This is a genomic window from Erwinia sp. V90_4 (genome assembly GCF_029967685.1).
Taxonomy (GTDB): Bacteria; Pseudomonadota; Gammaproteobacteria; order Enterobacterales; family Enterobacteriaceae; genus Erwinia; species Erwinia aphidicola.
The window spans coordinates 192537-211455 of record NZ_JASCAQ010000001.1; the positions used below are offsets into that span (position 1 = coordinate 192537).

Annotated in this window: 21 protein-coding genes; 15 read left to right on the forward strand and 6 right to left on the reverse strand. The window is 57.9% G+C overall.

All coding sequences use genetic code 11. The features are described from left to right. Positions 1 to 342 precede the first annotated feature (342 nt). The 3 genes from pyrC to grxB form a co-directional block, all read right to left on the reverse strand. Positions 343 to 1395, reverse strand: a complete 1053-nt coding sequence (gene pyrC, locus QLG07_RS00885; RefSeq protein WP_187497817.1) for a dihydroorotase — start codon at positions 1393 to 1395, stop codon at positions 343 to 345. Positions 1396 to 1533: 138 nt separating this feature from the next. After that, the gene (locus tag QLG07_RS00890; RefSeq protein WP_048916420.1) at positions 1534 to 2097 is read right to left on the reverse strand and encodes a lipoprotein; all 564 of its coding nucleotides are present in this window, start codon (positions 2095 to 2097) and stop codon (positions 1534 to 1536) included. Positions 2098 to 2246: 149 nt separating this feature from the next. Next, entirely contained in the window at positions 2247 to 2894 is a 648-nt protein-coding gene (gene grxB, locus QLG07_RS00895; protein WP_048916419.1) for a glutaredoxin 2, read from the reverse strand. Between the two features lie 274 nt (positions 2895 to 3168). Between grxB and rimJ the strand changes: the two genes are divergently transcribed. The 4 genes from rimJ (at position 3169) to murJ (ending at position 7092) form a co-directional block, all read left to right on the forward strand. Next, positions 3169 to 3762: a ribosomal protein S5-alanine N-acetyltransferase gene (gene rimJ, locus QLG07_RS00900; protein ID WP_191149470.1), complete on the forward strand. Its 594-nt coding sequence runs from the start codon at positions 3169 to 3171 to the stop codon at positions 3760 to 3762. 6 nt (positions 3763 to 3768) lie between these two features. Next, positions 3769 to 4419 carry a DUF480 domain-containing protein gene (locus QLG07_RS00905; RefSeq protein WP_282468238.1) on the forward strand — a complete coding sequence of 217 codons (651 nt, stop codon included), beginning with the start codon at positions 3769 to 3771 and terminating at the stop codon, positions 4417 to 4419. After that, positions 4416 to 5339, forward strand: coding sequence for a Gfo/Idh/MocA family oxidoreductase (locus QLG07_RS00910; protein ID WP_282468239.1), 924 nt, complete (start codon positions 4416 to 4418; stop codon positions 5337 to 5339). The genes QLG07_RS00905 and QLG07_RS00910 overlap by 4 nt, the downstream gene beginning before the upstream one ends. A 214-nt stretch (positions 5340 to 5553) precedes the next feature. Beyond that, positions 5554 to 7092, forward strand: a complete 1539-nt coding sequence (gene murJ / locus QLG07_RS00915) for a murein biosynthesis integral membrane protein MurJ (protein ID WP_133623960.1) — start codon at positions 5554 to 5556, stop codon at positions 7090 to 7092. A 49-nt stretch (positions 7093 to 7141) separates the two neighbouring features. Here the strand turns inward: murJ and flgN are convergent, their stop codons facing one another. The 3 genes from flgN to flgA all read right to left on the reverse strand — a co-directional run bounded on the left by flgN (position 7142) and on the right by flgA (position 8653). Continuing rightward, positions 7142 to 7573, reverse strand: a complete 432-nt coding sequence (gene flgN / locus QLG07_RS00920) for a flagellar export chaperone FlgN (protein WP_191149281.1) — start codon at positions 7571 to 7573, stop codon at positions 7142 to 7144. A gap of 4 nt (positions 7574 to 7577) precedes the next feature. Beyond that, positions 7578 to 7877, reverse strand: a complete 300-nt coding sequence (gene flgM, locus QLG07_RS00925) for a flagellar biosynthesis anti-sigma factor FlgM (protein ID WP_048916413.1) — start codon at positions 7875 to 7877, stop codon at positions 7578 to 7580. A 107-nt stretch (positions 7878 to 7984) separates the two neighbouring features. Next, positions 7985 to 8653, reverse strand: a complete 669-nt coding sequence (gene flgA / locus QLG07_RS00930) for a flagellar basal body P-ring formation chaperone FlgA (RefSeq protein ID WP_282468240.1) — start codon at positions 8651 to 8653, stop codon at positions 7985 to 7987. A 157-nt stretch (positions 8654 to 8810) separates the two neighbouring features. Between flgA and flgB the strand changes: the two genes are divergently transcribed. The 11 genes from flgB (at position 8811) to flgL (ending at position 18759) form a co-directional block, all read left to right on the forward strand. Then, positions 8811 to 9224: a flagellar basal body rod protein FlgB gene (gene flgB / locus QLG07_RS00935; protein ID WP_048916411.1), complete on the forward strand. Its 414-nt coding sequence runs from the start codon at positions 8811 to 8813 to the stop codon at positions 9222 to 9224. A gap of 3 nt (positions 9225 to 9227) precedes the next feature. Continuing rightward, the gene (flgC, locus tag QLG07_RS00940; protein WP_048916410.1) at positions 9228 to 9632 is read left to right on the forward strand and encodes a flagellar basal body rod protein FlgC; all 405 of its coding nucleotides are present in this window, start codon (positions 9228 to 9230) and stop codon (positions 9630 to 9632) included. 11 nt (positions 9633 to 9643) lie between these two features. Next, a complete protein-coding gene (gene flgD, locus QLG07_RS00945; RefSeq protein ID WP_133623959.1) occupies positions 9644 to 10315 on the forward strand; it encodes a flagellar hook assembly protein FlgD in 672 nt (223 codons plus the stop codon). A 29-nt stretch (positions 10316 to 10344) separates the two neighbouring features. Beyond that, positions 10345 to 11559: a flagellar hook protein FlgE gene (gene flgE / locus QLG07_RS00950; protein ID WP_282468241.1), complete on the forward strand. Its 1215-nt coding sequence runs from the start codon at positions 10345 to 10347 to the stop codon at positions 11557 to 11559. Between the two features lie 21 nt (positions 11560 to 11580). Beyond that, positions 11581 to 12336 (forward strand): flagellar basal body rod protein FlgF, encoded by a 756-nt coding sequence (locus tag QLG07_RS00955; RefSeq protein WP_048916407.1) that lies wholly within the window; start codon positions 11581 to 11583, stop codon positions 12334 to 12336. Between the two features lie 16 nt (positions 12337 to 12352). After that, complete coding sequence (gene flgG, locus QLG07_RS00960; protein ID WP_048916406.1) at positions 12353 to 13135, forward strand: flagellar basal-body rod protein FlgG; 783 nt, start codon at positions 12353 to 12355, stop codon at positions 13133 to 13135. An 87-nt stretch (positions 13136 to 13222) separates the two neighbouring features. Continuing rightward, positions 13223 to 13924, forward strand: a complete 702-nt coding sequence (locus QLG07_RS00965; RefSeq protein WP_048916405.1) for a flagellar basal body L-ring protein FlgH — start codon at positions 13223 to 13225, stop codon at positions 13922 to 13924. Between the two features lie 9 nt (positions 13925 to 13933). Then, a complete protein-coding gene (locus tag QLG07_RS00970) occupies positions 13934 to 15040 on the forward strand; it encodes a flagellar basal body P-ring protein FlgI (RefSeq protein WP_133623957.1) in 1107 nt (368 codons plus the stop codon). After that, on the forward strand, positions 15040 to 15990 hold the full coding sequence (gene flgJ, locus QLG07_RS00975) for a flagellar assembly peptidoglycan hydrolase FlgJ (protein ID WP_048916403.1): 951 nt from the start codon (positions 15040 to 15042) through the stop codon (positions 15988 to 15990). Before QLG07_RS00970 ends, flgJ begins: the two co-directional genes overlap by 1 nt. Before the next feature lie 135 nt (positions 15991 to 16125). Next, positions 16126 to 17769, forward strand: coding sequence for a flagellar hook-associated protein FlgK (flgK, locus tag QLG07_RS00980; protein ID WP_282468242.1), 1644 nt, complete (start codon positions 16126 to 16128; stop codon positions 17767 to 17769). A 21-nt stretch (positions 17770 to 17790) separates the two neighbouring features. Next, complete coding sequence (gene flgL, locus QLG07_RS00985; RefSeq protein ID WP_099753393.1) at positions 17791 to 18759, forward strand: flagellar hook-associated protein FlgL; 969 nt, start codon at positions 17791 to 17793, stop codon at positions 18757 to 18759. Positions 18760 to 18919: the final 160 nt, after the last annotated feature.

The following is an 18919-nucleotide window of genomic DNA, read 5'->3' on the forward strand; positions in this document are numbered from 1 at the left end:
GGCTGCTTTCCGCACCGGCATGAATACATCCCTGTAGCCTGGCCCACGGCCATCCCTGGCCGTGGGCCTGCTGCAATCAGCCCTCCCTCCTGCCACCCAAAGCCGCAGCGTCGCGGTTTAGAACCCACAGCGATCACGATGATAGTGGGGGATGAGCTTGGCCTGAGGTAAGCCGGACGTCACGCGGCAGGGATGCCGCGTGCCGAGGCCCGCAGGGAGCGTCTTTTGCCGTTCCGGCGTGCTCAGGCTGAGCTCAGACCGGTTAGCGGACGATTAGCGATAGCAGTCATTTCAGGGGATCCCCAGAGGACGACCGCTTTTCTGGTCGTCCCGCTGGACAGGTTAACTCTCGACGCGCCAGTTCAGCGTCTCGCCGGCCAGGAACGGCACCAGCGTATGGCCATCGTTACCGACCTGTACGCTTTCCGGCACGGTCCACGGCTGGCGCACCAGCTTGAGGGTGCCTTCATTCAGCGGCAGCCCGTAGAAGTTAGGGCCATTTTCGGAGCAGAAGGCGGCAAAATGCGCCAGCGCGCCGATCTCTTCAAACACCGTGGCATAAGCGCTCAGCATAGACGGGGCGTTGAACACGCCGGCACAGCCACAGCTGGTCTCTTTACGGTCGCGGGTATGAGGTGCGGTATCCGTACCGAGGAAAAAGCGTGAGTGCCCGCTGGCAACCGCATCGCGCAGCGCCTGCTGATGGATGTTGCGCTTGAGGATTGGCAGGCAGTAAAGATGCGGGCGAATGCCGCCAACCAGCATGTGGTTGCGGTTGAACATCAGGTGCTGAGGGGTAATGGTGGCCGCAAGAAAACGATTGCCTTCCAGCACATAAGCAGCGGCTTCTTTGGTGGTGATGTGCTCGCACACCACCTTCAGCTCCGGGAACTGCTGGCGTAGCGGGTCAAGCACGCTTTCAATGAAACGCGCCTCACGGTCAAAGATATCGATATGGGCATCGGTCACCTCGCCGTGGATCAGCAGCGGCATACCGATCTTCTGCATGCGTTCCAGCACCGGAGCAATCGCCGCGATGCTGGTAACGCCATGCGCGGAGTTGGTAGTGGCATGCGCCGGGTAGAGTTTCGCCGCGGTAAACACCCCTTCATGAAAGCCCGTTTCGATTTCGTTCGGATCCAGGCCGTCGGTCAGGTAGCAGGTCATCAGCGGCGTAAAGGCGTGCGCGGCCGGAACGGCAGCCATGATGCGCTCGCGGTAGGCGCGGGCAGCGGCAACGCTGGTCACCGGCGGAACGAGGTTAGGCATCACAATGGCGCGGCCACAGACCTCACTGGTAAACGGCACCACGGCCTCCAGCATCTCACCATCGCGCAGATGGATATGCCAGTCATCAGGGCGGCGAATAATCAATTCTTGAGGTTGTGCGGTCATGCGATCTGCTCCGGCAAAGGGGTGGAATAGCTGTTTTTAGCCGGGTATAAAGATTAATGATAAAGCGCGGTGAATGCACCTGCTTTATACGCAGGCGGAAAAAAAACGCTGCGCGCAAGCCGCAGCGTTATCAGACGATCAGTCAGTAAATGGGATAATCAGCTCACCCGGCTTCACTTCCAGCCCTTTGGCGAAGCGTTTGGCCAGCGACTCGGCCTTACTGCGGTCGGTACTCAGCACGTAAGCGGGTTTCTGGTTGAAGTAACTTTTCAGCGACTCATTAAGATATGGCGTCAGGGTTTTCAGCACGCCCTGCATTTTTTCCGGCTGCACTTGCACATCCACCAGCTCCATATCTTTCAGATAGATAGCCCCTTCCTGCTGGTTAAACACCGGCTGTGCTTTCATTGTCAGCTTCATATCCGCTTTTTGCGGGCCAAACAGGGAAGTGATATTCACTTTGGCATTGCCGATCAGCGTGACTTTATTCGGCTCCTCGCGGCCAATCTGGCTGCTGAGGTCGGTCAGGGTGATATGGGCATCGGCCAGCCCGGCCACGCCAATCTGCTTCTCATAATTGTTGTGTTTCGCCAGCGCCTGATTAATTTCCTGCTCGCTGATGCTGTATTGGGCAATCTGATTACAGCCGGTGACTAAGCCTGCTAACAGCAGCGCACCAAGACCAAAAAGTGTCTTCTTCATGTTATTCCTCTGTTTTATTCACCGGTCGACCCTACCGGGCAGCGAATAGCATGCACCACCGGGCGGCATTCGTCACCAGGACAACGCTTAACCGGCAGGGGGAAAGCACAACGGAATGTGTCGGGCCAGCAAAAACTGGCCCGGCAATATCAGGAAGCGACAGAGGATAACAGGTTGATTTGCGTCTGTTTAGCCATGTTATCGCGGTAATCCGCCACGCGGGAAGGGTACTCAATACCGGCTACCAGCGACAGCGAACGCAGCAGTGGGAACAGATGGATGTCGTCCAGCGACAGCTCGCCGCTGACGGCATTCGGCTTAACGATCAGCTTATCCAGCTTGCGCAGGTCATCATTGACGTTTTTAATCCAGCCCGCCGAGTGTTCGCGCAGCTCGGAAAAATCACCATAAGTGCCCTGCTTTTTGTTTTTGAAGTAGTCGCGCGCTTCCGGCGTGGCGAACTCGGCAAACGGCGCTTCCGCCACGCGCGGGATCAGCAGCTTGTTAACATAGCTGTTGATATGGCGCAGCCAGTCGGTGATGGCCGGATTGGTTTTTCCGGTCAGCAGCGGCTCGCGATCGATACGATCGATATAGTGCACGATATCCAGACTTTCCGGCATGCAGCTGCCGTCTTCCTTCATCAGAATCGGCGCCATTTTCTGACCAATCAGGCGGGTGGGCGTCGCTTCGTCATCGTTCAACATCACCACCAGCTCAACCGGAAGGTTTTTCAGGCCGAAGATCATGCGGGCTTTTACACAGAACGGGCAGTGTTCATAGATATAGAGTTTCACTATCAATTCCTTCTTTTGCGATATCGATGAATTAACATCAATTATCTGAATGTATTATGAAAGTATGGAAGAGAACCCGCAGAAGGGCAACCGCAGGGGCGGGTATGGCGAGGTTTTAAGCTTAATTTCGTGGATTATGCCATTTTTTATGCGGCAGCGTATTACCGGCAAACGGGATGGCGGTTATAGTGAAACGAGTAGAGTGACGCGCCGTGGTGCGCGGTCTCACTCCCCAACTCACAATGCTTTCCAGACACGTGTTTCAGGAGAAATGATGTTTGGCTATCGTACTGCTGCACCTAAAGTGCGCCTGACTACCGATCGTTTGGTGATTCGTCTGGTCAACGAACGTGATGCCTGGCGGCTGGCTGATTACTATGCTGAAAACCGTGCTTTTCTTAAACCGTGGGAACCGGTGCGCGATGAGAGCCACTGCTATCCCTCCGGCTGGCAGGCGCGGCTGGGGCTGATTGCTGAGATGCAGAAGCAGGGCAGTGCCTTCTACTTTGCGGTGATGGACCCGGATGAGAATGAAGTGCGCGGCGTAGCGAACTTTAGCAACGTGCTGCGCGGTTCGTTTCACGCCTGCTACCTCGGCTATTCGCTGGGGGAGAAGTGGCAGGGGCAGGGGATGATGTTCGAAGCGCTGCAAAGCGCAATTCGCTATATGCAGCGGCAGCAGCGCATGCACCGCATTATGGCTAACTATATGCCGCATAATCAGCGCAGCGGCAATTTACTGGCGCGCCTCGGTTTCGAAAAAGAGGGTTATGCCAAAGAGTACCTGCTGATCGATGGACGCTGGCAGGATCATGTCCTGACGGCACTGACCTCCCACGAATGGACGCCGGACCGGCGCGGAGTGTAATTTCACATGATCAAATCCCCTTTTACCGCCGTTGAAGCGCGGGTGATTGGCTGCCTGCTGGAAAAGCAGGTCACCACCCCGGACCAGTATCCCATGTCGCTGAACGGCGTAGTGACCGCCTGTAACCAGAAGTCTAACCGCGAGCCGGTAATGTCGCTGAGCGACAGCGAGGTGCAGAACACACTCGACCTGCTGGTGAAAAAACATCAGCTCACCGCGCTAAACGGCTTTGGTAGCCGGGTGGTGAAATATGAGCAGCGTTTCTGCAACTCGGAGTTTGGTCAGCTCAAGTTCACCCCGGCAGAGGTGGCGGTGGTCGCCACGCTGCTGCTGCGCGGCGCCCAGACGCCGGGCGAGCTGCGCACGCGCAGTTCGCGCATGCATGACTTTGCCGATATGAACGAAGTGGAGCAGACGCTGGAGCGACTGACGCAGCGCGAAGACGGTGCGCTGGTCGTGCGGCTGGCGCGCGAGCCGGGCAAGCGTGAAAGCCGCTATATGCACCTGTTCAGCGGAGAGGTGGATGAGAGCCTGGCCGCCAGCCCGCAGCAGGAAACGGACAGCGGGCTGGAAGCGCGGGTACAGCTGCTGGAACAGCAGGTCGCCACGCTGCAACAGCAGCTATCCGCACTGCTGGCAGAGGGGGAGGGCACATGAGCGGCTTGAAAGTGGGTATCGTCGGGCTGGGCGGCATTGCGCACAAAGCCTGGCTGCCGGTAGTAACCCGCACCGACGGCTGGCAGATTGCCGGGGCATTTTCGCCCAATCAGCAAAAAGCGCGCCCGGTCTGCGACAGCTACCGCATTCCGCTGCACGCATCGCTGGACGATCTCGCCGCCGCCAGCGATGCGGTGTTTGTCCACAGCAGCACCGCCAGCCACTATGAGATCGTTAATCGCCTGCTGCGCGCGGGCGTCGATGTCTGCGTTGATAAGCCGCTCGCCGCTACGCTTAGCGAGGCCGAGCGGCTGGTGGAGCTGGCGGAAAAGCGCGGGCGCAAGCTGATGGTGGCGTTTAACCGTCGCTTTGCCCCGCGTTATCTGCAGCTGCAGGCGGCACTGCAACAGCCTGCGTCACTGCGCATGGATAAACATCGCAGCGACAGCGTCGGGCCCAACGATCTGCTGTTTACCCTGCTGGATGATTATCTGCACGTGGTCGATAGCGCGCTGTGGCTGTGCGGCGGTGAGGGTAAGCTGCAAAGCGGCACGATCCAGACCAACGACAGCGGGCAGATGCTCTACGCCGAACACCATTTTAGCGTGGGGGGGACGCAGGTGACCACCAGTATGCATCGTCGCGCCGGAAGCCAGATGGAGCGAGTGATGGCGGTCGATGATGGCGCGGTCTACCAGCTGAGCGAGATGCGTGACTGGCAGCAGGAGCAGGCTGGCGTCGTGACCATCGACCCGATCCCCGGCTGGCAAACCACGCTGGAGCAGCGCGGATTTGTCGGCGCGGCGCACCATTTCATCCGCTGCGCAGAAAATCAGACAATGCCGCAAACCAGCGGCGAGCAGGCGCTGATGGCGCAGCGGCTGGTGGAGAAATTATGGCGTGAAGCCGAGCGGGAATAGGCTACAACCTGCCTTCCTGTAGGGGCCGACCCTCTTTTCCGGTCGGCCCGAGGCAGGATGGATTCGGGTCGACAGAAAAAAAAGGTCGACCCTTACGCGATCCTCGATATACCCGGTAACAAACCGCTATGGTTATTTCCTTTTACTTCAGTAGACTATCCGCATCAAAAAACGATCGGGGTTCCCCGGTCCGTTATCCAGAACCAGGAAAGACATGAACCTGTTGAAATCACTGGCAGCGGTCAGCTCAATGACCCTGTTTTCACGCGTGCTGGGATTTGCCCGCGACGCGATTGTCGCGCGCGTATTTGGCGCCGGGATGGCAACCGATGCCTTTTTCGTCGCGTTTAAGCTGCCTAACCTGCTGCGACGCATCTTTGCCGAGGGGGCGTTCTCCCAGGCGTTTGTTCCTATTCTCGCCGAATACAAAAGTAAACAGGGTGAAGAAGCCACGCGCGTCTTTGTGGCTTATGTTTCCGGCTTGCTGACGCTGGCGCTGGCGATTGTCACGATTTTGGGGATGTTTGCTGCCCCGTGGGTGATCCTCGTCACTGCCCCCGGCTTTGCAGATACCGCCGATAAGTTCGCACTGACCTCATCGCTGCTGCGCGTGACCTTCCCGTATATCATGCTGATTTCACTGGCCTCGCTGGCCGGGGCGATCCTCAACACGTGGAACCGTTTTTCGGTCCCGGCGTTTGCCCCGACGCTGCTCAACGTCAGCATGATTGGTTTTGCGCTGTTTGCCGCACCGCACTTCCACCCGCCGGTGATGGCGCTGGCCTGGGCGGTCGTCGCCGGCGGCGTATTACAGCTTGGCTATCAGCTGCCGCATCTGAAAAAAATCGGCATGCTGGTGCTGCCGCGCCTTAACCTGAAGGATGCGGGCGTGTGGCGCGTGATGCGCCAGATGGGGCCGGCGATCCTTGGCGTGTCGGTCAGCCAGATCTCGCTGATTATTAATACCATTTTCGCCTCGTTCCTCGTTTCCGGCTCGGTGTCGTGGATGTACTACGCTGACCGCCTGATGGAGTTTCCCTCCGGGGTGCTGGGCGTGGCGCTGGGCACTATTTTGCTGCCGTCGCTGGCGAAGAGTTTTGCCAGCGGCGACCAGGCAGAGTATTCGCGCCTGATGGACTGGGGCCTGCGCCTCTGTTTCCTGCTGGCGCTGCCGAGCGCCGTGGCGTTAGGGATTCTGGCAAAACCGCTGACCGTTGCGCTATTTCAGTACGGCAAATTTACCGCCTTTGATGCCGCAATGACCCAGCGTGCGCTGGTGGCCTATTCAGTCGGTTTGATGGGGCTGATCGTGGTGAAGGTGCTGGCTCCGGGCTTCTACTCGCGGCAGAACATTAAAACGCCGGTGAAGATTGCTCTCTTCACGCTGCTGGCAACCCAGGCGATGAATCTGGCATTTATTGGTCCACTGAAGCATGCCGGACTGTCGCTGTCGATCGGTCTGGCGGCCTGCCTGAATGCCGCGCTGCTTTACTGGCAGCTGCGCAAGCAGGATATTTTCCAGCCGCAGCCGGGCTGGGCGAGTTTCCTGGTGCGTCTGTTCTTCGCCGTTGTGGCGATGGCGGCGGCGCTGGTCGGCGTGCTCTATCTGATGCCTGACTGGGCTACCGGCAACATGCTGTGGCGGTTAATCCGTCTGGCAGCGGTCTGTGCGGTGGGTGGCGGCGTCTACTTTGCCGTGCTGGGCCTGTTAGGTTTCCGCCCGCGTGATTTTGCCCGCCGCACCGTGGCATAAACAGAAAAACCCCGCAGCGCAGGCGCGGCGGGATAAAGTCTGACAATAATTACGCTTTACGGCTGACGGGCGCGCTGTGGATCGCCTGGCCGTCGGGGCCATAAAATTTTTGTGACTGATAAGGCTTCAGTACCTGCAACGCATGCTCGTTATGACTGATTTGATGATTGAGCAGCATACCGTTGTGTAGATTGGTATCGCGTAATTTTACCGTGTGATCCTGAATCGATGACCAGCGTCTCGCCAGTTCCGGGTGGCGGCTGTAGGGCACGTGCAGCCCGGCCGCTTTTTCTTCATCGCGGCGCATTTTTTCCAGGAAGTCCAGGGTGGCAAGCAGCGAGCTTTTATCCTCGGTAATTCGCTGCAATAAGCTGCTGTTGACCTGACCCGCCGAGAGCTGTTCTTGCTCCGCATTCATCACATCGGCCAGCGACGAAAGAACTTCCAGCATTTTATCAAGCGTGTTGAGCAGCTTATCCATTGAGTTAATTACCTTGCAGTGAGTCTTTAGCTTCCTGAATCAGTGCGTCGGCGATTTTGCCGCTGTCCATCTTCAGTTCGCCGTTACGAATAGCGGTTTTCAGCTCTTCCACGCGGGCAGTATTAATGTCCTGTGAGCTGGCCTTGGTCAGCTGTGACTGTGCGCCACTCAGTACCACCTGGGTGCCGGCGGTTTCAGTGGTTTTGCTTTCCGCTGCGCGAGCCTTCGGCTGGGCAACATCATTAGTATCGCGTTGTTGAACGGTGCTGGCCGGGTTCAGTGGCTGGGTTCTGTCGATGCTCATATCTGGCTCCTGTTAACTCAGGTGTAACTACGCCTGATGCTCAATATTCTAATAGTACTACGGCTGTTATTAACACTATCGGCAGAACTGATGCCTTCTTTAGTGGTTTATAGCGATATCAGAATATTCCCATCCGAGTCGACTTTGCCCATCACAATCTGGCCGGAGCTCATGCGTACCCTGACCGACTGCAGGGCCGTTGCGTTGTTCATTGCTTTGCCTTCGCTGCTGATATTGAAGCCGTCGCCGCTGGCGGTCACGGTGACCATCTGCCCGGCTTTTACGCGCCACGGCTGGCGCATCATCATCTGGGTTACCGGCTGGCCGGGATTGATATCGCGCAGGGTAATGGCACCTACCGCATCTTCAGCTTTCATCAGCGTGCGGGCGGGCAGAGTATCTAAGCGGCCCTGCTGCATACGCAGATCGCCAGCGGCGATAGCGGTTCCGCGCGGCACCTGGCGGGTGGCCACCAGATAACTGCCGCTGACCTGCACCTGCACCTGAATATAGCGGCGGTTCTGATCGCAGTTGGCCGCGACGCTGATATTGCCCCACATGCGGCTGTTGCCCGGCAGGGAGAACTGCGGCGTATCACAGGCGGGCCACATATTCTGCGGTGTCTTCACCACCACGCTCAGGTTATCGGCACCCTGGCCGTTTTCCCCATAGCGGTTTTTAAAAAACTGGTTGAGCTGTGCGTTGAGATCGCCAGCAGTGGCGGTGACGCTCGCCAGGCTCAGCAGCGCGCTTAACAGCAGTGTGGCTCCACGCATGGCGCCCCCTCTTTTTTATCAACATGGCAGCGATTCTACCCTCGCGGGTGCGATGTCAAGGCGCAAATTAGCGACCATTTTTAGCGCTATTCAAACGATAGGCCTTCCCACCCCGAGATTATGCTGTCAGCTCTAAATTCTCACTTGCGGAGGACGCATGCTCGACAAACTGGACGCAGCACTACGGTTTAACACCGAAGCTCTGAACCTGCGCGCACAGCGGCAGGAGATCCTGGCATCCAACATCGCGAACGCAGACACGCCAGGCTATCAGGCGCGCGATATCGATTTCGCCAGCCAGATGAACAAGGTGATGGAACAGGGGCGGGCGCAGGGTTCCGGGCTACAGCTTGCGGTCACGTCGGCACGCCATATTCCTGCAGAAACGCTTCAACCCCCATCCATGGATTTGATGTACCGCATTCCTGACCAGCCTGCACTGGACGGAAACACGGTTGACATGGACCGGGAACGTACCGAGTTTGCAGATAACAGCCTGAAATATCAGACCGATCTCACCATGATCAGCAGTCAGATCAAAGGCATGATGTCCGTGCTACAGGGGCAATAAGTTATGGCACTTTTGAACATTTTTGATATTGCCGGTTCGGCAATGGCTGCACAGTCACAGCGTCTGAACGTCAGCGCCAGTAACCTGGCCAACGCCGACAGCGTCACCGGGCCGGATGGTCAGCCCTACGTCGCGAAGCAGGTGGTTTTCCAGACTAACGCGATGCCGGGTTCACCGACCGGTGGCGTGAAGGTCGCTCAGGTGATCGACGACCCGGCGCCCGCGCGCCTGGTGTACGAGCCGGGTAACCCGATGGCGGATGCCAAAGGCTACGTGAAGATGCCGAACGTGGATGTCGTAGGGGAAACGGTGAACACCATGTCAGCTTCGCGCAGCTACCAGGCCAACGTTGAGGTTTTAAACACCGTTAAACAGATGATGATGAAAACCTTAACGCTGGGCCAATAAGGAGCTTCCCAATGAGTATTGCTGTAGGCGTAAACGAAAAACAGGCGACCACCACGCTAACGAACTCTTCATCCAGCTCTGATACCTCAGCAGCGGATCTCCAGAGTAACTTCCTGACGCTGCTGGTCACCCAGCTGCAGAACCAGGATCCGACCAATCCAATGGATAACAGTCAGCTGACCTCTCAGCTGGCGCAGATCAATACCCTGAGCGGGATTGAGAAGCTGAACACCACGCTGGGTTCCATTTCCGGGCAGATCACCAGCGGCCAGTCGCTGCAGGCATCGACCCTGATTGGCCACGGTGTGATGGTAGACGGTTCGCAGATCCTGGTCGGCAGCAGCACCACCACGCCGTTTGGGGTGGAACTGACTCAGGCCTCAACCAGCACCACCGCCACCATTAAAGATGCCAGCGGCGCAGTGGTTCAGACCATTGACCTTGGCGCACAGACTGCAGGGGTTCATACCTTCCAGTGGGATGGCAAAGCGGCAGATGGCACCACCGCGGCAGACGGCAAATATACCGTGTCTATCGCTGCCAGCAACGCCACCGGCCAGCTGGTCGCACAGCCGTTGAACTACGCCTACGTCAGCGGCGTAACCACAAATTCTACCGGTGCGGTGCTCGACCTCGGCACCATGGGCACGACAACCCTGGCTAACGTTCGTCAGATCGTTTAATCCACTAATTTTGCTTCAGGAGTGACAACATGGGCTTTTCACAGGCGGTCAGTGGCTTAAACGCTGCGTCCAGCAACCTCGACGTTATTGGTAACAATATCTCCAACTCCGCCACCGCGGGCTTTAAATCCAGCACTATCGCGTTTGCCGATATGTTTGCCGGTTCTAAAGTCGGCCTCGGCACCAAAGTGGCTGCTGTGGTGCAGGACTTTGGTGACGGTACCACCACCACCACCAGCCGCGGTCTTGACGTGGCGATCAGCTCTGCAGGCTTCTTCCGTATGGCCGACACCAGCGGCGCGGTCTATTACAGCCGTAACGGCCAGTTCACGCTGGACGCGGATCGCAACATCGTGAACATGCAGGGCCTGAAGCTGACCGGCTACCCGGCATCCGGCAACCCGGCCACCGTGCAGACCGGTGCTAACCCGGTGGCGCTGACCATTCCTGAAGCGTCCATGCCGGCCAAGATGACCAGCACCGCGTCACTGACTGCTACGCTGAACTCTTCCTCTGCCGCGACCACCGGTGCGTTTAACGCCTCCGACACGTCGACCTATGACAAAAAAACCTCGCTGACCGCGTATGACTCGCAGGGCAACGAGCACACCATCAACATGTACTTCGTCAAAACTGCGGACAACAGCTGGACCGTTCACGCGCAGGATGCCTCTGCTACTGACCCGTCCACCACCGACACCACCACTAACCTGGTGTTCGATACCAGCGGCGCCCTGACCACCGCCAGCGCCAAAGCGATTAGCGTGACCATGGACAACAAAGGTGGCAGCGTCACCGCCAGCCCGTTCACTGTGGATATCACCGGCAGCCTGCAGCAGAACAACGGTGGGTCCACTTTTGGTAACCCAACGCAGAATGGTTATGCCCCGGGTGACCTGACCAGCTACCAGATCAATGACGACGGTACGCTGGTCGGTAACTACTCGAACGAAAAAACCCAGGTACTGGGTCAGATCGTGCTGGCGAACTTTGCTAACCCGGAAGGGCTGAAGTCGGAAGGCGACAACGTCTGGTCTGCCAGTGCTTCCTCTGGCCAGGCGCTGACCGGTATCGCCGGTACCGGTAACCTCGGTACGCTGACGGCGGGTGCGCTGGAGTCCTCCAACGTCGACCTGAGTAAAGAGCTGGTGAACATGATCGTGGCGCAGCGTAACTACCAGTCGAACGCGCAGACCATCAAAACTCAGGACCAGATCCTCAACACGCTGGTCAACCTGCGTTAATACGGTTAACAGGGGAGTTCAATGGATCACGCGATATATACCGCAATGGGGGCTGCCAGTCAGACCCTCGATCAGCAGGCAGTGACGGCGGCCAACCTCGCCAACGCCTCTACGCCGGGCTTTCGCGCACAGCTGAATGCCGCGCGCGCGGTGCCGGTGGAAGGCTTATCTCTGCCTACCCGTACGCTGGTCACGGCTTCAACGCCGGGATCGGATATGAGCCAGGGCGCGCTGGATTATACCGAGCGCCCGCTGGATGTGGCGATGCAGGGTGACGGCTGGCTGGCGGTGCAGACCGCTGACGGCACTGAAGCCTACACCCGCAACGGCAATATGGAAGTCAGCCCGGCCGGGCAGCTTACCGTGCAGGGCAACGTGGTGATGGGCGACGGCGGGCCGATTGCGGTGCCGCAGGGTTCGGAAATCACCATCGCGGCTGACGGTACCATTACCGCGCTGAATCCGGGCGATGCACCAAATGCCACGGTACAGCTGGGCAAGTTGAAGCTGGTGAAAGCCAGCGGCAGCGAACTTCAGCGCGGTGATGACGGCATGTTCCGTCTCACTGCCGCTGCCCAGACTACCCGTGGCGCAACGCTGCCGCTGGACGCGACGATGAAAGTGATGCCTGGCGTGCTGGAAGGTAGCAACGTCAGCACCACCCAGACCATGGTCGATATGATCGCCAACGCCCGTCGCTTTGAGATGCAGATGAAAGTGATCTCAAGCGTTGACGAGAACGAACAAAAAGCCAACCAGCTGCTGTCAATGGGCTGATCAGAGGAATAAACAGATGATCCGTTCTTTATGGATTGCCAAGACCGGCCTTGACGCTCAGCAGACCAATATGGACGTTATCGCCAACAACCTGGCCAACGTCAGTACCAACGGTTTCAAACGTCAGCGTGCGGTCTTTGAAGACCTGATGTACCAGACCATGCGTCAGCCGGGTGCGCAGTCATCCGATCAGACCACGCTGCCTTCCGGCTTGCAGATTGGTACCGGTACGCGTCCGGTTGCCACCGAGCGCCTGCACAATCAGGGCAACCTGTCGCAGACCGACTCGTCTAAAGACGTGGCGATTAACGGTCAGGGCTTCTTCTCGGTCCTGATGCCGGACGGCACCACGGCGTATACCCGCGATGGCTCTTTCCAGACTGACCAGAATGGCCAGCTGGTGACCAACGCCGGATTCCCGGTGCAGCCAGCCATCACCATCCCGGCTAACTCGCTGAGCATGACCGTCAGCCGTGACGGCGTAGTGAGCGTCACGCAGCAGGGTCAGACGAACCCGGTGCAGGTCGGTCAGCTGACCCTGAGCACCTTTGTCAACGATGCCGGCCTGGAAAGTATGGGTGAGAACCTGTACCAGGAAACTCAGGCCTCCGGTGCGCCAACCGAAAGTAACCCGGGCAACAACGGGGCCGGTACGCTGTATCAGGGCTACGTTGAAACCTCAAACGTTAACGTCGCAGAAGAGCTGGTAAGCATGATCCAGACCCAGCGCGCCTACGAAATTAACAGTAAGGCCGTCAGTACTTCCGACCAGATGCTGGCGAAGCTGACCCAGCTGTAATACGACGGAGAGCTTGACCGTCGCAGGTGCCGGGCTTTACTGCCCGGCCCGTTAATAAAATATTCACGTAATGAAAGGTTCATTTCCATGGCGCAGCAGATCTCATTGCCTGGACGTTTGTTAGTAGCCGCGATGCTGCTGACGCTTAACGGTTGTGCGTTAGTTCCCCGTAAGCCTCTGGTAGAAGGTTCGACAACGGCTCAGCCGCTGCCTGCTTCTCCGCCGGTGGTCAACGGCTCTATTTTTCAGGGTGTGATGCCAATGAACTACGGCTACCAGCCGCTGTTTGAGGATCGACGCCCGCGTAATATTGGCGACACATTAACCATCACGCTGCAGGAAAACGTCAGCGCGAGTAAGAGTTCTTCTGCCAATGCCGGACGTGACGGCAGCAGCAGCTTCGGGCTGACCGCCACGCCGAACGCGCTGGCTGGCCTGCTGGGCGGTGACAAAACCACCTTCGCCGGGGCCGGTAAAAATGATTTCGCCGGTAAGGGTGGCGCAACGGCCAATAACACCTTTACCGGTACGATTACCGTTACCGTCAATCAGGTACTGCCAAACGGCAACCTGAGCGTGGTCGGTGAGAAACAGATTGAGATTAATCAGGGAACTGAGTTTATCCGCTTCTCCGGGGTGGTTAACCCACGCACGATTAGCGCCAGCAACAGCGTAGTATCAACCCAGGTGGCGGATGCGCGCATTGAGTACGTCGGTAACGGCTACATCAATGAGGCACAAACCATGGGCTGGCTGCAGCGGTTCTTCCTGAACATATCACCGATGTAAGAGGTTTTCATGCGTAATGTACTGATTCGATTTGCTTTGCTGCTGACGGTGGGGATCAGCGCCCTGGCGCAGGCCGATCGTATTCGCGATCTCACTACCGTTGGCGGAGTGCGCGATAACTCCCTGATCGGCTACGGCCTGGTGGTGGGGCTGGACGGCACCGGTGACCAGACTACCCAGACTCCGTTTACCACTCAGAGCCTGAGCAACATGCTGTCGCAGTTGGGGATTACCGTCCCCGCCGGCACCAATATGCAGCTGAAAAACGTCGCGGCGGTGATGGTTACCGCCAAGCTGCCGGCCTTTGGTCGCCAGGGGCAGGTGGTGGACGTGGTGGTTTCCTCTATGGGTAACGCCAAAAGCCTGCGCGGCGGTACGCTGCTGATGACTCCGCTGAAAGGCGTGGATAACCAGGTGTATGCGCTGGCGCAGGGTAACGTGCTGATCGGCGGAGCCAGTGCCGCCGCCGGTGGCAGCAGCGTGCAGGTCAACCAGGTGAACGGCGGGCGCATTACCGGTGGCGCCACCATTGAACGTGAGCTGCCAAACAACTTCGGCAGCAGCAACGTGATTAACCTGTTCCTTAATCAGGAAGATTTCAGCATGGCGCAGCGCATCAGCGACGCCATCAACAGCCGCGGCGGCTATGGCATGGCGCAGGCGCTGGATGGCCGCACCATTCAGATCCGCAGCAGCGCTAACAGCACCTCGCAGGTGCGCCAGCTGGCCGATATCCAGAATATCGACGTCTCCGTGCCGATTCAGGATGCCAAAGTGATCATCAACTCGCGCACCGGCTCGGTGGTGATGAACCGCGAAGTGATGCTGAGCCAGTGTGCAGTGGCGCAGGGCAACCTGTCGGTGACGGTGAATCAGACTCAGAACGTCAGCCAGCCGAACACGCCGTTTGGCGGCGGTCAGACGGTGGTGACGCCACAGACGCAGATCGATCTGCGCCAGAGCGGCGGAGCGTTGCAGAGCGTGAATGCCAGCGCCAATCTCAACAGCGTGGTGCGCGCCCTGAATGCGCTGGGTGCAACGCCAATCGACCTTATGTCCATTCTACAGTCGATGCAGAGCGCCGGTTGCCTGCACGCCAAACTGGAAATTATCTGATGAGTGACAACAGCCAGTCGATGATGGGCGCGGCGTATGACAGCCGCTCGCTCAACAACCTGAAGCGCCTTGCCAGCAGCGATCCGAAAGCGCATGCGCTGCAGGTTGCTAAGCAGGTGGAAGGGATGTTCGTGCAGATGATGCTGAAAAGCATGCGTCAGGCGCTGCCGCAGGACGGCATGCTGAGCACCGAACAGACGCGGCTGTACACCTCAATGTATGACCAGCAGATCGGCCAGCAGATCGCCTCGAAGGGGTTAGGGCTGGCCGATATGATCGTCAAGCAGATGGAAACGCAGAAAGCCCCGGACGAAAAAGCCGGAACGGTGCCTATGCCGTTGGATAAAGCCTTTATCAACACGCTGCCGCCGCTGGCGATGGAACAGATGGTGCGTAAAGCGGTTCCGCGCTTCAACGCCAGCGAAATGCCGCTTTCCGGCGATAACAGCGACTTTATCGCCCAGCTGTCGCAGCCGGCAAAAGCCGCCAGCGAGCAGAGCGGAATTCCGCATCACCTGATCCTCGCCCAGGCGGCGCTGGAATCCGGCTGGGGGCAGCGCCAGATCCTGACGCGTGACGGTAAGCCGAGCTATAACGTCTTTGGCATCAAAGCTACGGGCAGCTGGCAGGGCAAAACCACCGACGTAATGACCACCGAATATGAGAACGGCGAAGCGAAGAAGGTGAAGCAGAAGTTCCGCGTTTATGACTCCTACTTCGACGCGCTGACCGACTACGTCAAGCTGCTGAGCAACAACCCGCGCTACGCCGCCGTCACCACGGCAGCGTCACCGGAGCAGGGCGCCCAGGCCTTGCAGGCGGCGGGTTACGCGACCGATCCGAAATATGCACAGAAGCTGGTGGGGATGATCCAGCAGTTCAAAAACATGGGTGAAAAAGTGGTGAAAGCCTATGGTCAGGATATGAAAGATATCTCCACGTTATTCTGATTTTTTTGGCTTTTGGTCTCAAGTTTACCCCGGTTGTACCGATAACCTTTTCAGGCCGGATTTGAGTTAACCCAACTTACCGGCAAACGATTCGTCAATGCTGGCTCTGCAGTTGCCGGTTAACAAGGACCCGAAATGGCAAACTTAATTAATACCGCGATGAGCGGATTGAGCGCCGCCTCCGCCGCGCTGAATACCACCAGTAATAACATCACTAACTATGCCGTTAGCGGTTATTCACGCCAGACCACGGTCCTTGCCCAGACCGCCAGCACCCTGAGCGGCAACAACTACTACGGCAACGGGGCCAGCGTCTCGGCGGTGTATCGCGAATATGACCAGTTCATCACCAATCAGCTGCGTGCCGCCAGCACTCAGGCCAGCAGCATCAGCACGCAGTACAGCCAGATGTCGAATATCGACGATATGCTGTCCAGCACCACTAACACCCTGTCGAGCAACATCCAGGACTTCTTCAGCTCGCTGCAGAGTCTGGTCAGCAATGCCAGCGACTCCTCGTCGCGTACTGCCGTGCTGGGTAAAGCGGAAGGGCTGGTAAACCAGTTCAAGGTCACCGATACCTATCTGTCCAATCTGGACAGCAGCGTCAATACCTCTGTCACCTCGACCGTTGATCAGATCAATAACTACGCTAAGCAGATCGCGAACGTTAACCAGCAGATCGGCAAGCTGAAGGGTGCAGGTGCGGGCAGCGAACCGAATGACCTGCTGGATCAGCGCGATCAGCTGGTAAGCGAGTTGAATAAGCTGGTGGGTGTTACCGTCAGTCAGCAGGATGGCGGCAGTTACAACATCTCCATTGGCAGCGGCGTCTCGCTGGTGCAGGGCAGCAGCTACAGCCAGCTGGCGGCCGTGCCGTCCAGCGCCGATCCGTCGCGTACCACTATCGCTACCGTGGATGCCACCACCGGCGCAAAAAGCGAACTGCCTGAATCACAGGTGACCAGCGGTTCGCTCGGGGGCCTGCTGGCGTTCCGTAAAGAGCTCGACGGCGTGCGTAACCAGATTGGCCAGCTGGCAATGGCGCTCGGCACCAGCCTGAACACCCAGCACCAGGAAGGTGTGGATGCCAACGGCGATGCGGGCGGCGCGCTGTTCAGCCTCGGCAGCCCGGCGGTGGTCTCGAACACCAAAAACAGCGGTGGGGCATCGTTAAGCGCCACCTGGGCGGACACCACGAAGGTACAGGCCTCCAACTACACCGTCAGCTATGACGGTACTAACTGGACGGCAACACGCCTTTCCGACAACAGCAAAGCCGCTATCACCGTTGACAGCACCGCGCAGACGCTCTCTTTTGATGGTCTGACGCTCAGCTACGATAAGCTGCCTGCTGCCAAAGACAGCTTCACGGTCAAGCCGGTTGCCGACACCATTACCGGAATGAGCGTGCTGATCTCCGATGAAGGCAAACTGGCTGCCGCCAGTGCTGTCGGTGGCGCAAGTAACAACGAGAATGCGCAGAAGCTGCTGAATATCCAGACCGCCGGTGTGATTAACGGCAAAAGTACCCTGACTCAGGCCTATGCCAGCCTGGTGGCGGATGTGGGAAACAAAACCAGCACGCTGAAAACCACCAGTACCACGCAGACCGCTGTGGTGACGCAGCTGACCAATCAGCAGCAGTCGGTTTCCGGCGTCAACCTTGATGAAGAGTATGCCAATCTGACGCGTTACCAGCAGTACTACATGGCGAATGCCCAGGTACTGCAGACCGCTTCCACCATTTTCCAGTCGCTGATGTCCGCAGTCAGCTGATTTTTGCAGAGGAATTAAACCATGCGTCTCAGTACCAGCATGATCTATGACCAGCAGGCCCGCGGCATTGCCAACTCGCAGCAGAGCTGGTTGAAAGTCGGTGAGCAGCTGTCCACCGGTAAACGCGTCGTCAATCCGTCGGATGACCCAGTAGCAGCCGCGCAGGCGGTGGTGGTTTCCCAGGCTCAGGCCCAGACTGCGCAATTTTCCACGGCGCGCGTGTTTGCCACGCAAAACCAGTCAACCGAAGACACCACGCTGAAGCAGGTTGCCGATGTGGTGATCAGCGCCCAGACTACCCTGGTGGCGGCATCGAACGGCACGCTGTCTGATGATGACCGCGCCTCTTACGCTACTCAGCTGGAGGGCCTTCGTGCACAGCTGCTGAACCTGGCTAACAGCACTGACGGTAATGGCCGCTATGTGTTTGCCGGCTACAAAAGCGATACTGCCCCGTTTGTCACGGACGCCACCACGGGTGAAACGACTTATGCAGGTGGCACCACGCCTATTACTCAAAAGGTAGATGCCAGCCGTACGTTGACGACCAACCACACCGGTGCACAAATTTTCGACTCCTTGACCAGTAACGCCACGAAAGAGCCGGATGGTTCGACCGGTGAAAGCAACATTTTCACGACGCTGGACACCGCGATTAAAGCGTTGAAAACGCCGCTGGCTGACGCCGATCAGACCACCGTCGATTCCGCCTCCGCCGATATGGAAAAATCGATCCGCGGCCTTAAGAACTCGCTGAATAATGTCTCTACCGTGCGCGCCGAGGTGGGGACCAACCTGCAGGAGCTGACAAACCTCGACTCCAAAGGGGATGACACTACTCTGAACCTGAAAACTCAGCTGAGCGGGCTGGTAGATGCCGATACTACCGAAACTATCTCCAGCTACACCATGCAGCAGGCCGCTTTGCAGGCTTCCTATACCGTGTTCCAGCAGATGTCCAAGCTGTCGCTGTTCAAGCTGAATTCCTGATCCCATATTAAATTTTGAGCATGCTTAAACCGGGTGTGCTCAGTTTCCCCCGCTGTCGGTATTTACCTGCCGACAGCGGGATTTTTTTTGCCTGCCATTTACGCCCGGTGGCGACCTCCCCGAGTGTACCTTGCGCGCGCACCGGGGCAGGTTTGTCGCC